The sequence below is a fragment of the Psychrobacter sp. 1Y11 genome (assembly GCF_052259045.1).
GTDB lineage: Bacteria > Pseudomonadota > Gammaproteobacteria > Pseudomonadales > Moraxellaceae > Psychrobacter.
On sequence record NZ_JBQQER010000003.1, the window covers coordinates 156,815 to 170,321 of the forward strand.

A 13,507-nucleotide genomic window follows, 5' to 3' on the forward strand; every position below is an offset into this window, starting at 1 on the left:
CGAATGATAAGCAATTGATACTATTATAAATAATTTAGCAGATGAATGACATTCGCTGATGCTTACTTTTCACTTTACAGACTGATTATGATAAAATACGCGACTTATCTTCAGTGCTTGGTCTGCAGCGTTTAGTCTTCAGCGCTTAGCCCCGCCAATCTGTTTAACCATGGACTTCTTGTTATGAGTGTTACTGTATTTGACCCGCGTATCGATACTACCGATACGAGCTCTACTGCTGAAACGACCCTTGCTGCGCAGGCAGCAACAGCGCTTGAAGAGTCCCATTCTGCAGCCGCTCCTGTCAAAAAAGTCTTTGTCACCACCCAAGGCTGTCAGATGAATGTCTATGACTCTGACAAAATGCTCGACGTGCTCGGCGATTCGCACGGTATGCAAGTCACTCATGATATCGATGAGGCTGATGTGCTCCTGATGAATACCTGCTCTATCCGCGAAAAAGCGCAAGAAAAAGTATTTTCAGAGCTGGGCCGTTGGCGTAAACTCAAAGAAAAACGTCCTGACTTAGTCATTGGCGTTGGCGGCTGCGTGGCCTCACAAGAAGGCGATAATATCCAAAAACGTGCGCCTTATGTCGATATGGTCTTTGGTCCGCAGACCTTGCACCGTCTGCCAGAGCTGTATGATCAGTCAAATGAGCAGCGTAATATCGCGCCCAAAAACCGCATCGGTACTATCGACATCTCTTTTCCTAGCATTGAGAAATTTGACTTCTTGCCTGAGCCAAAAGTCGAAGGCTATAAGGCCTTTGTCTCTATCATGGAAGGCTGCTCAAAATATTGCTCATTTTGCGTGGTGCCATATACCCGCGGTGAAGAGTTATCGCGTCCATTAGATGATGTACTAGCAGAAATCGACAGCTTAGCTGAGCAAGGCATTCGTGAAATAAACCTACTAGGCCAAAACGTCAATGGCTATCGCGGCGAAAAAGACGATGGCAGCATTTGCCGTTTCGCTGAACTGTTACATTATGTCTCACACATCGATGGCGTTGAGCGTATTCGTTATACCACCAGCCATCCGCTAGAGTTCACCGATGATATCATTGATGCTTACGCGCAGTTGCCTGAGTTGGTCTCGCACTTGCACTTGCCCGTTCAAAGTGGCTCAAATGCTATCTTAGCTGCGATGAAGCGTAACCATACTATCGATGTTTATATTGATCAGATCAATAAGCTTAAAGCCATTCGCCCTGATATTCATCTATCAAGTGACTTTATTATCGGCTTCCCTGGCGAGACGGATCAGGACTTTCAGGATACGCTCAATCTTGCTAAAGAATTAAACTTTGATCATTCGTACAGCTTTATTTATTCTAAGCGTCCTGGCACGCCAGCGGCAGAGCTGCCAGATGATGTCAGCTTCAAAACTAAAAAGGAACGCTTGGCTGAATTCCAAAAGGTCATTATCGACTCCACGCTAGCTAAGTCGCATGAGATGGTCGGCACTACCACTCGCGTATTAGTTGAACAAGTCGCCAATCGCCATCCTGATTGCTTAATTGGTACCGCGGACAATACGCGTACGGTGATGTTCAAATACGATGTCGATAAAATGGATGAGCTACTGGGTAAAATCGTCAGCGTAAAAGTGACTGATTTTGTCAGCCCGCATATGGTTAAAGGTGAGCTAATCGAAGTGTTAGCTTAGATTGATTGCACTTCAGTCGTAGGGTGCTTTCTAAGCAAGGCATACCCAATAATGTAAAACAAGAAAAGCCGTTTGCTATCATTAGCGAGCGGCTTTTTTGTAAGTGACTATCAGTCAGTATTCTAATGAGTAAATAATAGTGTTATTTAACTTATAAAATGACTAGCCACCTCAGCCAATAAAGCGGCGGCAATCAACATAAATATCACGCCGCAAGCACGATTTAGCCAAGCCAAACGATCGCTAACATCGAGCCAGCCAGCCAACTGCTTCCCACCAAGCGTATAGATAATCTGCCAAATGGTTTCGCTTAAGAACAAGCCAAAAGTCAGCATTATATACTGCGGCCAAAGCGGCGCGCTAAAATTGATAAACTTCGGAAAGAAGGCGGCAAAAAACAGAATCGCTTTGGGATTAGATAACGAAACCCAAATGCCGGTACGAAATAGCTTTGAATTGCTAGGAATGACCTTGACCGCTGCACTAGATAAGCTACGCGGTTTTGGTTGCTGTACGTTATATGAGCTGTCAGATGTTTCAAAATAATCAAGTTTAGCGACTTCCTCACTCACTGCACTGGCTTCTGCCATCAAGCTGCTATGACCCGTATCGCGCCATGAAAGGACACCTAAATAAATGAGATATATTGCCCCGACGGTTTTGATAACTTCTAATAACCAAGGCTGTTGACGACTAATCACATCCAGTCCAAGCAAGGTTGAGAGCAATAAGATAAATAAGCCAAGACTTAATCCAGCCAGCGTCCACAGCGTACGCCTTACACCATAATTTAGCCCGTACTGAAAGGCTAACAACATATTAGGCCCTGGGGTGGCGGAGATAAAAAAGGTACTGACAAAGAATATCGTAAATAGATGCCAAGACATCAACAACCCCTACTATTTGCAACTCTATTTATTAAAATTCAGCTTATGAGCGATAAACCAAAAAATAAACACCGCCATTAAGACGGTGTTTTATTAATCATGATTATACTCTAAACGCTTCCAACTTATGAACGTAAGCTACAATTGTCTTATCATTAAACAGCTAGTTAACCGTACAACTGTCTAACAATTTCTGCAAAAAACCATCACAGCGCTCAATCTCGCTCAGCGCCACAAATTCATCAGCTTTATGCGCCTGCTCGATACTACCCGGGCCGCAGATGATCGTTGGAATACCGCTATTGGTAAATTGACCGCCTTCGGTAGCATAAGCGACTTTGTGACGCTCATGATCGCCCGTGAGCGCGGCGATGAGCTGTTGTAGCTCATCATTGGTATTATCGGTCATTGCCGGTACACCCTCTTCTTGTAAAAGCTCAATACCCGTCTCAGGAGCGCGCTGCTGCATCTGAGCAGTTAATTCAGCGATTTTAGCTTTGATAGGCGCTAACATATCGTCTTGAGTCATATGCGGCAAGTTACGATAATCAAAAGTAAATTCGCATAGGTTCGGCACGATGTTAGTCGCAGTGCCGCCTTGTATGGTACCGACTGATAAGGTCGAATACGGCACATCAAACATCTCATCGTTATCTTTACGGCTGGTGAATTCATCCGCTAAGCTATCGACATAACCGATCAAGCGACTAGCATAGCTAATGGCGTTGACGCCTTTATGGGTCAAGGATGAATGCGCAGATTTGCCATGGACGCGACAACGATAGACCGCAATGCCCTTATGCGCGACGACCATTGTCATATTCGTGGGCTCACCGACGATGCAGTAATCAGGAGTGATATCGCATGCTTTTAGATCGGCCAATATCAAAGGGGCTCCTAAACAGCCGACTTCCTCATCAAACGATAGTGCCAAATGTAGCGGGCGACGCAATTGACCGCTATTAGATAGTTGTACCGCTGTGGGTAGGATAGTTAACGCACAAGCAATAAAGCCTTTCATGTCACAAGACCCGCGCCCATAGAGCTTATCACCGCGAATCTCAGCTTTAAACGGATCAGAGCTCCAGTCTTGACCATCAACAGGCACCACATCAGTATGCCCTGACAATACTAAGCCGCCATTTATCTGCTCAGCATTACGACCCGCTGGCACAGTGACAAATAGATTGGCTTTGTTTTTTTCGTCATTAAAAGTTAGTTTGACATTCAAACCCAACTGCTCACAGTAGCTTTGTACGTCTTCAATCAATGCTAAGTTTGAATGGCGACTGACCGTATCAAAGCCAATCAGGCGCGTCAGCCAATCGATACTTTGCTTAGGATAATGAGTAGCATCTATTTGATCGTTACTATGAGTAACTGTCTGGGTAGACATGGGATATCCTTATCTTATAAAAGCGATTTTAGAAATAATATAGTTGATATACTTTAAAAGTGCCATAGCGATACTGGAATGAATTTTGCGCAGCCTCTGGCTGCAACAACACAACACGCAAGTAAAATTTATACCAGTAGCGCGTTCCATAAAGCCATGACAATTTTATTTTCAGCTGACTATAGTAGCAGCCACTATTCCCCTCTTTGCTGAGCATGGCGCTGCAATTCTTTGACCTCTTGATCTAAGCCTTCGACTGGCCCATCGACAGGGATATCAGGGGCAACCTCTGAGATAGCTAACGCATTAATTGACAGGGGCGAGTCTACGCCCATCTCCGCCATCCACTCGCCCAATTGCTTAGCGGAACTGACATATACAATGCGGCCTAGCCCCGCTAGCCCATGTGCAGCAGAGCACATCGCACAGTGTTCGCCTGAGGTATAAACGGTGGCTTTGGCTCGCGCCTCTTCAGTCATATTTTTTGCCGCCCAGCGCGCTACCGCAATCTCCGGATGGTAAGTGGCATCGACACTGTTAATACGGTTGCGATCTTCTCGTAATACCTTACCATCACCATCGACTAATACGCTGCCAAATGGCATATCGCCGGCTTCGAGAGCCTCAGCTGCTAGCTCAACGCAGCGTCGTAAATGAACCTTATCTTCATCCGTTATCATATTATTTCCCTTGTGTTTATTAATCAGCATTTATCGCTAAACCTTGCAGTTATCTTATCAACGATAAAAATATTAACAAATCTTCACTTTGCCTATGAAGGATTGTTTTGATTCATAACATCCATGACCGGTGGCATGGGCTTGGGCAGCTTACCCTCAGCTTGTAGCTCTTTAGTGGTTTTAGCATCTATCGGCAGGCCAGCAATTATCGCCAACTCTTTTACCGATTTACGTTTGCGCGTGGCAAAGCTGACGGGCACCATACGTGCAAACTCATAAATATAAAGATAGGATTCCTCACCGCCCTCAAATTCGTCATCTTCTGCCAAACGAATCGCGCCGATCTTAGCCAAATCAGAGAGCATCTCATTTTCCTCAGAACTGAGGCTACAATCAGTAATGCCAAAACCGGTCATAAACCCATTTGCCCACTGTTTCAGCGCTATTACACGCTCGTACAAATCATGTTCATCATCGGGAACTAGAGGCGTATAAGCGTAAGCATCATCTTTATCTTTTAGCTGAAATACCGTGTCTTCGCTTTCTTCGGTCAATAAAGTTAGCGCCTCTTCGGGCAGAGCTTCAAAGCTAAGCTCGCTCAAGATAGCCGCCCAACCTGCCTCATCAGGCGCGTTACAGGCGGTCATCAAGCCGGTCATCAAGCCATGTATCTCACTGATAGTCACATCCGTCCAATCTGCAAACGCATCCGACCAAGTGTTCCAGCCTGAGATATTATCATTCATAAATACATCCTGATTCAAAATAAATTAAGGTTAAATAATGGCTACAAAGTATAAATTTGCATAAAAACGCCCGCTTAGACAATCAGCGGCAATTACTTTGTTGATATAGATATTATGAGGTCACTTATGGCATTATTAAACGCATAAAGACAATTCATTCACATAACGTTTATTAGGGATAAAAACTGACTATGTATGATCAATTAAAAAATTTAGAAAAAATGATACTAGATATAAAAAAACAGCATCAACTGGTCAGTCGCGAGCTCAGTCAATTAAAACAACAGCCCCATCCTGATCCAAAAGAGCTGTCCGCTCTAAAAACCCAGCTCAGTAGTAGCACCAATGAGCGCGATACTGCCAAAAAACAGCTGAGCGATCTAGACAAACGCTATCAAAGTCTGGCCGAGGCTCATCACATGATAGGAGAAGAGCAAGACAAACTACAGCAGCAACTGAGCGATTTAGAACAAAAAAATAGTGAGCTTGAACAGATCAATCAGCGCTTAGAGCAGCAAAACCAAGAAGCGCATCAGCAGCTTGACGATATCAAGCAACAAAATAGCGATTTACAGCAAAAAAACCAACTGGCTGCTGAGCGTACTCAAGTGGTACTGCAGCGCTTGACCCGTATTGACCAGATGGATAGCTAAGCGCTTTAACGTCAATTTCAAACCTTTATTTTGTAGGATTTTTTATGACTGATAACCGTACTGACTCGCAAAAATCAGCGCTCGAAACGATTAGTAAAAGTGGCGACACTAGTAATAAGAATAGTACTGTAAAAACTGATAATAGCCCAAATATACCGACGACTCAGCCTCAAGACGCAAACACGCAAAGCCGAGTAGTTGAAAGCAAAGCGGCACGCCCATCGGCTAATGCTAATAACTTGACTAAAACAACTGACCATAGCAAAAGTAATGATATGACTAATAGTAAATCCGTCAACAAAACCACAGAGCTGCAAAACAAAAAACCAGAGAATAAAAATCCGGAAAGCAAAAAACAGGAAATCAAAAAGATAGATATCGTGATCGCTGGTGCCAGCTACCCTATCTTTTGTCCTGCTGATGAAGAGCAAGAGCTAAGAGCGGCTGAAAAGTTTATCAATGACTTTGCCACTGCTATCAAAAAAGACGCGCCTAAGCTGAACCAAGAGAACCTGTTAGTCTTGTCTTGCTTGAATTTATATGAACAAATCAACGCTCATAAAACCTCAGCAGCTGAGCGTCAGCAGCAAAGCAAACAAAACGAGCAGTTATTAAATAAAATCCTGCAAGAAGCGCAGTCGGTTCTCTAAACCAAAGCACGCCTAGGAGTGAGCCTTATAGACTTTACCGGCATGAAAGTCGGCCTGATGTTCGTAGTTACAGAAAAATAGCGGTTGATTTTTTTTAGTAGCCGTATCAGCCGTCATGTCATCTGCAGCTAGCGTAGCTTCGGTATTAGGCTGAGTTTCGAGCACGCCGCGATACTCAGCAAGACTATGGCCACAGAAGTTACAGGTGCGCGGGGTGGTGATATCGCCTGCTTGCGGCATCATGCTTTTGGGCGGGCGCGGATACATGACTTTATAGAACAGCCACATACAGATCCAAATGATAATAATAGTGGTAATAACAGCGAACACGGCAAGGCTCCTTTGAGTAGCGGGCAACGCTCTGGATATTAGGGTCTTAAATCTTCATCTCTAGATTTTACGGTAAGTTACGCGCTTCGCATAGGAATCATTCACAAAAAAACTGGCTTAATAAAGCCAGTTTTTGGTTTATATTGATTTAGTAAGTAAAACGATGACTTTTAGAGTTGTAGCTCGCTAATATCAGCAACCGTTAAAAACAGCGCGCGGACTTGCTTTAATAGTGCTAAGCGATTAGCTTTTAGCGCGGCATCCTCACTATTGACCATGACGTTATCAAAAAACTGCGTTAGCGGTTCATCTAAGCTGGCTAAGGTTTGCAAGACTTGGGTATAATTCGCCTGCTCTAACAGCGGCGCGATTTGCTGCTGCGCTTGCTGCACTTTAGCGTATAAGTCTTTCTCAGCGGCTTCAGTCAGTAGCGACTCATCGACATTATCAGCGACTGCACCTTCTGACTTAGCAATGATATTAGCTACGCGCTTATTAGAATCAGCTAATTGCTCTGCTTGCGGCAATTCACTAAAAGACTGTACCGCGCGGATACGCTGATCAAAATCAAGCGGCATGTGCGGATTGATAGCTTGTACCGCCTGGATAGTATCGACGCTGACGCCTTGTTCGGTATACATCGCGCGATAACGCGAATTTAAAAACGCCATCACTTGGGTAAAGGTATCGCCCATCTTCGCAATCTTACTACCCTCGCTGCTGCTATAATTTTTAATCGCTTGCTCAACCAATGCCACTAAATTAATAGGTAGCTGCTTTTCGATTAAAATCCGTAAAATACCGATAGCCGAACGGCGTAAACTAAACGGATCTTTTGAGCCTGTTGGCGCTTGATCGATCGCAAAAATACCAACTAGCGTATCCAAACGATCTGCCAAAGCTAAGCAAATACCGATCGGCGTTTTTGGTAATACGTCACCACTAAACTTAGGTAAGTACTGCTCCTCGATACTAGCGGCGACCGCCTCCGGCTCGTCATTTAGACGCGCATAATAAGTCCCGGCGATACCCTGCAATTCTGGAAATTCCCCGACTAAAGAGCTTGCCAAATCGGCTTTGGCTAGTATGGCTGCGCGTACCGTCTCATCAAGGTCAATACTCTGTCCTTGCTCTTGCATGAGCCCAGCGATAAAGCCAGCAAGCTTGGCAATACGCTCAGACTTCTCCCAAATCGTCCCAAGCTGATCTTGGAACACGCGCGTCTTCAGGCTCTCAGTCATCGCAAATAAGGGCTGCTTTTGATCTTGCAAAAAGAAAAATTCTGCATCGGCTAAGCGCGGACGTACGACTTTCTCGTTACCTTCGATGATTTGATTGGGATCTTTGGACTCGATGTTAGTGATAAAGATAAAGTACGGTTGCAGCTTGCCATTTTTGTCGGTCAGACAAAAATATTTCTGATCCGCTTGCATGGTCGAGATAAGCGCTTCTTGCGGCACTTGCAAAAACCTGGGCTCAAAGCTCGCTCTTAGCGCAATTGGCAAATCAACCAACGCCGTCACTTCATCTAATAATTCTGCCGGAACAATAGCATTGGCATTGACTTGATCGGCTAAAGTTTTAACCTGATTGTTGATCAGCATCCGGCGCTTATCAAAATCAGCGATCACTTTTAAGCGCTCAAGCAGCGACTCATAGTTATCAGCATGATCTAGCTCATAATAGTCAGGGCTATGAAAGCGATGACCACGGGTTTTTGCGCCAGTCTGATGGCCTTGAATGGTCGCATCGATGACTTGATCGTCTTGCATCAAGACCACCCACTGCACCGGACGCACGAACTCTTCTCGGCCGCTACCGGAGCGCATACGTTTAGCAATCGGCAGATTATCGAGCGCCGTTTGAAAAATATCAGGTAACAACTCAGTCGTCGCTTGACCGTGAATGGTTTGCTCATAGCCGACGTAATCGCCTTTATCAGTATTGATAGTCGTCAGCTCGCTGGCCTCTATGCCTAAGCCTTTGGCAAAGCCCATAGCTGCACGAGTGGGATTGCCTTCGCTATCATAGGCCGCTTTTATTGCAGGGCCGCGTTTTTGCTCGGTGCGATCGGGCTGCTTATCGCTAATACCTTGAATCTGAATCGCCAAACGGCGCGGTGCGGCGAAGGCTTTAATACTATCGAAGCCAATATCAGCCTCATCTAGTTGCTCAGTAACGCTAGCTTGCAGCGCATCGCGAAGCGGTTTTAGGCTCTTGGGAGGCAGCTCTTCACACCCCAGTTCAAATAAGATGGTACTCATGGGATGCTCCTATTTATTAGCGTCAGTATTAGTACTGTCATTGTTATTAGTACTGGTAGGCTGATTTTCAGCAGAGTTTTCAGTAGCCACTGCCATGTCTTCTTTTGGCAAATACTTATCAATAGCGGCTTGACGGTGCTCCGCGTCTGCTAATGGGAAACCTAACTTAGCGCGTGCTTCGACATAACCAAAAGCGACCTTGCGCGCCAGCGTACGTACGCGCAAAATAAAGCGCTGACGCTCAGTGACCGAAATCGCGCCGCGTGCATCGAGTAAGTTAAAAGCATGCGAAGCTTTTAGCACCATCTCATAAGCAGGCAATGGCAAGCCTGCAGCCACCAGTTTGTCCGCTTGCGCTTCATAAAAATCAAACAGCTCGCCCATCTTCGGCACATCAGCATGCTCAAAGTTATAAGTCGACTGCTCCACCTCATTTTGATGAAACACATCGCCATAAGTCACGCGGCCAAACTCACCATCTGCCCAAACCAAATCATAGACGCTATCGACGCCTTGCACATACATCGCTAGGCGCTCAAGCCCGTAGGTAATCTCGCCGGTGACTGGGAAGCACTCGATACCGCCAACTTGCTGGAAGTAGGTAAACTGAGTGACTTCCATACCGTTGAGCCAAATCTCCCAACCTAAACCCCACGCACCAAGAGTAGGCGACTCCCAGTTATCTTCAACAAAGCGAATATCGTGTACTAAAGGATCGATACCGATGGCCTTTAATGAGTCCAAATACAGCTCTTGGATATTGGGCGGATTGGGCTTGAGCACCACTTGAAACTGATAATAATGCTGCAAACGGTTTGGGTTATCGCCATAGCGTCCATCGGTTGGACGACGTGAAGGCTGTACGTACGCGGCGTTCCAGCGCTCAGGCCCTAACGAGCGCAAAAAAGTCGCGGTATGAAACGTCCCTGCTCCGACTTCCATATCATAAGGCTGCAATACCACGCAGCCTTTAGATGCCCAATAGTTTTGTAGGGTTAAGATCAAATCTTGAAAGCTCAAAGGTTTAGAGTCTTTAGGGGAATTTTCATTATTAGAAGTACTATCTTGGGAGGTCATAAAAAAATCACTATGAAATAAGTAGGATTAGAGCGAGCTTAACTAAAAATAGTTAAGCTCTGCTAGCTTGTTGGGCTACGTCTCTATTAACTTGCTTACCTTACTAAAAAATGGCCATTTTATCCATATATACAGTAACTATATTTATAGTATTTGATTTATAGTATTTGATTTATAGTAACTATATTTACAAAGATATTTATACTGACTAGATTTAGCGCATGCAGAGCCAAAGCTGTCTATATTTGACCAAAAAGAATAAGCTCATACCTCAGCAGACGCTACAAAACAAAAAAAATACCCAAATGCGTAAACATTCGGGCAGGAGGAAAAGTGTGATACCGGTATCCTGTTGCGTCAGGCTTTTTGTTTTTTATAAGCTACTATTTCTAGAAACTGTTTTTATTATTATGTATTTAAGCTTTACAAATTATTTTAAATTTAATACTTCATTTATCACCGCTGACTACTGGTAGGACTGGCTATTTGCTTTTGGCATAACGATCCACAATATGATGTAAATCAAAATCCCTGGGACTGCAGCACTTAGTGAAGAGATAATAACAAATAATACTCTTACCCAAGTTGGTGACCATCCTAAATACTGAGCGATACCACCCATAACTCCAGCGATCATTTTATTATTTTGCGAGCGGTGTAACTTAACTAACTTACTCAAAGTTTGTACTCCTTCTCGAGCGATTTAACTTATAAATAAGTATAACAAGTATTTACTCTTTATCTGTTGATGCTTTAAGCGTGCTTTGTGACTTTATGATAATCAAAGTTGCCGTAACCTGTCGTAAAGTGTGGTAACTGCCTGATTTTAAATAGTTATTTCAAAATGTTTCAAGGGAAGCGATGTTACTGGTTCTTTTCGCTCAGTTTACTAAGACCCTTACCCCTGACAATCATTATTGATTTCAATGACTTGCCTCCTCCCGCTGTTGTTTTTTTAAACTTTTACAATAACTCACCTGTATCTACGTCCAAAGCTTTATACCATGCTATTAATTTAACGCACAAACAGCACCGTTTGCATAACGGAGTCATGCAGGAGAGATTATGATTGATACGGGTTTAATGATTGGGCATTTTCAGCCGCTACATTTAGGTCAGATGCGCAGTATCTTGGCTGCAGCGGGGCAAGCAAAAAGTCTGCATATTGTCATCACAAAGCATCCTGAGCCGCATCCAGATTTCGATATCACCTTAAAAGATAAAGCACGCTGGCTACAGATAGCTTGTGCTGACTTGCCCTTTATTCACCTGCATATTAGCCAAGAGATTGCGCTGCCTATTCATGATAGCTTTGCCGATGTTGCTATCGATATAGCCACAACTAATGCCAAGCTCACCCATATCGTCAATGAGTTAGAGCTTGCTAGCGATACCGCGTTATTCGTCGCGGATAATCACCCTATAGCGCAAAGCGAGGTCAAATCCCAGCTCAACATGCCCATATTAACTACACCGCTACAGCCAGAGTTTGACTCTCATACCATCGCAAGTAACCCTATCGCGCATTGGGCCGCGATTCATCCAGAGGCGCGCGCCAACTATACCAAGACTGTCGCTATCGTCGGCGGCGAGAGCTCAGGCAAGACCACTTTGGTACATAAGCTTGCTAACTATTACGGCGCTAGCTTTGCTTTAGAGATGGGTAGAATTTATGTCGGCACCGATTTGGGCGGTAGTGAGATCGGCCTGCAATATAGCGATTATGGCCCTATCGCGCTCGATCATGCTGAGGCTATCCGCCAAGCTAAGATCAATGCGACCGCACCTGTGACTATCGTCGATACTGACTTTGTGACTACCCAAGCTTTTTGTGAAGAGTATGAAGGCCGTACTCACCCTTTCGTTGGCGCTTGTATTAACGAGTTTCGTTTAGACTATACGGTGATGCTCGATAATAATACGCCTTGGGTCGATGACGGTATGCGCACGCTCGGTAGCGCAGAGGCTCGCGGTCGCTTCGAGCAGCGTCTTTTAGATATTTTTGCTCGACATAATATCGAGCCGCACCTTATCGACGCGCCAGATTATGACACGCGTTATCGACAGGCCGTTGAGTTTATCGATAAGCATATCTACGGCAAAACATTTTAGAATAAATAAAATAGCAGCAAGTATCATGCATAACGCTTAGACATCGATAACCCCACAACTCCAATAAACGCAAGACTTAAAGGATAACTACCCTATGCGCATTCAGTTACTAGACGACATCACTGGCAAGTGGTCGCTACAATGGATTATTATCTGGTTTATCTCAGGGGTCATAGCGCTAAGTACAGGGTTTTGGCTCACCACTGAGCATAGCACTCTAGATTGGTTTTATTTGGGCGTCTCTTTTATTGGTCTGATCTGCGTGGTGTCTTTATCGTTTCGCAAAAACGTCGCCGGTAATGGTTTTGGTATGGCGGCAACCGCCGGTGAAGTGGTGGTACAAGGCACAGCAGGTTCAGTCGGGCTGATGCTAGCGCCTTTGTTTAACTTTTTCACTCACCTTTATGGCCTATTTTATTGGTCAAAGAATACCGACGCTGACGGCAACATGATACCCAAATCAGCGAACAAGTGGGTCTGGCTCATTACCATTACCTTTATGGTCATTGGCCTAGCGCTCTTCCCTACTGTCAACAGGCTACTGGCAAGCTACGGTTATGCAGTTGTCGAAAACGATAGTAGTTTATTTTTGGGCGTGATCTCTTTTTTCTGGATTAACGTTATCGCCTTTATTCTTTCTATCACCGCGCAAGCAGCGATGATTTTGCGCTACTCCTTTAACTGGTGGTTATGGATTATCTCCAACTTCGTATGGCTCACGGTGAATCTCATGACGGGCAATTACATCTTTGCGATTCAAACCATGGTCTATCAAGTCAACTCCTTTGTCGGGCTTTATGAATGGTATCGCAGCGAGCAAGACTTAGTGAAAGTACAACGTAAATAGGATCAACTTAAATCCAAAACTAAAGCTTGTTGGAGCTAGAAAGTGGTGCATCACTTTGCGATAGTTTTGAGATGATAACGCTTAAAGCATCTCCTTATGACGCTAGGGTTTACTCGATAAAGTGGTAGCGCGCGCTAAATAATGCTAAAACTAAGGGTATGGTTATCGTTTTACCTCATAAACCAACGGTATTT

13 protein-coding genes are annotated in these 13,507 nt (G+C 44.5%); 5 read left to right on the forward strand and 8 right to left on the reverse strand.

Going from position 1 to position 13,507, the window contains the following annotated elements; translation table 11 throughout:
* The first annotated feature begins 183 nt into the window (after window positions 1-183).
* Window positions 184-1,671, forward strand: coding sequence for a tRNA (N6-isopentenyl adenosine(37)-C2)-methylthiotransferase MiaB (miaB, locus tag ACTXGJ_RS03785; RefSeq protein WP_443565171.1), 1,488 nt, complete (start codon window positions 184-186; stop codon window positions 1,669-1,671).
* Window positions 1,672-1,817: 146 nt separating this feature from the next.
* Here miaB and ACTXGJ_RS03790 read toward each other — a convergent pair whose 3' ends face one another.
* The 4 genes from ACTXGJ_RS03790 to ACTXGJ_RS03805 all read right to left on the reverse strand — a co-directional run bounded on the left by ACTXGJ_RS03790 (window position 1,818) and on the right by ACTXGJ_RS03805 (window position 5,380).
* Complete coding sequence (locus tag ACTXGJ_RS03790) at window positions 1,818-2,558, reverse strand: LysE family translocator (protein ID WP_443565173.1); 741 nt, start codon at window positions 2,556-2,558, stop codon at window positions 1,818-1,820.
* Window positions 2,559-2,721: 163 nt separating this feature from the next.
* A complete protein-coding gene (gene argE, locus ACTXGJ_RS03795) occupies window positions 2,722-3,954 on the reverse strand; it encodes an acetylornithine deacetylase (protein WP_443565174.1) in 1,233 nt (410 codons plus the stop codon).
* A 194-nt stretch (window positions 3,955-4,148) separates the two neighbouring features.
* Window positions 4,149-4,634: a nucleoside deaminase gene (locus ACTXGJ_RS03800; protein WP_443565175.1), complete on the reverse strand. Its 486-nt coding sequence runs from the start codon at window positions 4,632-4,634 to the stop codon at window positions 4,149-4,151.
* Window positions 4,635-4,726: 92 nt separating this feature from the next.
* Window positions 4,727-5,380, reverse strand: a complete 654-nt coding sequence (locus ACTXGJ_RS03805) for a UPF0149 family protein (RefSeq protein ID WP_439241645.1) — start codon at window positions 5,378-5,380, stop codon at window positions 4,727-4,729.
* A 191-nt stretch (window positions 5,381-5,571) separates the two neighbouring features.
* Between ACTXGJ_RS03805 and ACTXGJ_RS03810 the strand changes: the two genes are divergently transcribed.
* Complete coding sequence (locus tag ACTXGJ_RS03810; RefSeq protein ID WP_439241647.1) at window positions 5,572-6,033, forward strand: hypothetical protein; 462 nt, start codon at window positions 5,572-5,574, stop codon at window positions 6,031-6,033.
* A 44-nt stretch (window positions 6,034-6,077) separates the two neighbouring features.
* Window positions 6,078-6,683 (forward strand): cell division protein ZapA, encoded by a 606-nt coding sequence (locus tag ACTXGJ_RS03815; RefSeq protein WP_443565176.1) that lies wholly within the window; start codon window positions 6,078-6,080, stop codon window positions 6,681-6,683.
* A gap of 12 nt (window positions 6,684-6,695) precedes the next feature.
* Here ACTXGJ_RS03815 and ACTXGJ_RS03820 read toward each other — a convergent pair whose 3' ends face one another.
* The 4 genes from ACTXGJ_RS03820 to ACTXGJ_RS03835 form a co-directional block, all read right to left on the reverse strand.
* Window positions 6,696-7,013: a hypothetical protein gene (locus tag ACTXGJ_RS03820; RefSeq protein ID WP_439241651.1), complete on the reverse strand. Its 318-nt coding sequence runs from the start codon at window positions 7,011-7,013 to the stop codon at window positions 6,696-6,698.
* Between the two features lie 170 nt (window positions 7,014-7,183).
* Window positions 7,184-9,277: a glycine--tRNA ligase subunit beta gene (glyS, locus tag ACTXGJ_RS03825; protein WP_443565177.1), complete on the reverse strand. Its 2,094-nt coding sequence runs from the start codon at window positions 9,275-9,277 to the stop codon at window positions 7,184-7,186.
* Window positions 9,278-9,286: 9 nt separating this feature from the next.
* Entirely contained in the window at window positions 9,287-10,354 is a 1,068-nt protein-coding gene (glyQ, locus tag ACTXGJ_RS03830; RefSeq protein WP_439241655.1) for a glycine--tRNA ligase subunit alpha, read from the reverse strand.
* A gap of 466 nt (window positions 10,355-10,820) precedes the next feature.
* On the reverse strand, window positions 10,821-11,033 hold the full coding sequence (locus ACTXGJ_RS03835) for a PspC domain-containing protein (protein WP_439241657.1): 213 nt from the start codon (window positions 11,031-11,033) through the stop codon (window positions 10,821-10,823).
* A 386-nt stretch (window positions 11,034-11,419) separates the two neighbouring features.
* On the opposite strand from ACTXGJ_RS03835, the gene nadR reads away from it, so the two are divergent.
* Window positions 11,420-12,466: a multifunctional transcriptional regulator/nicotinamide-nucleotide adenylyltransferase/ribosylnicotinamide kinase NadR gene (nadR, locus tag ACTXGJ_RS03840; RefSeq protein ID WP_443565178.1), complete on the forward strand. Its 1,047-nt coding sequence runs from the start codon at window positions 11,420-11,422 to the stop codon at window positions 12,464-12,466.
* A gap of 94 nt (window positions 12,467-12,560) precedes the next feature.
* Entirely contained in the window at window positions 12,561-13,313 is a 753-nt protein-coding gene (gene pnuC / locus ACTXGJ_RS03845; protein ID WP_439241661.1) for a nicotinamide riboside transporter PnuC, read from the forward strand.
* Window positions 13,314-13,507 lie beyond the last annotated feature (194 nt).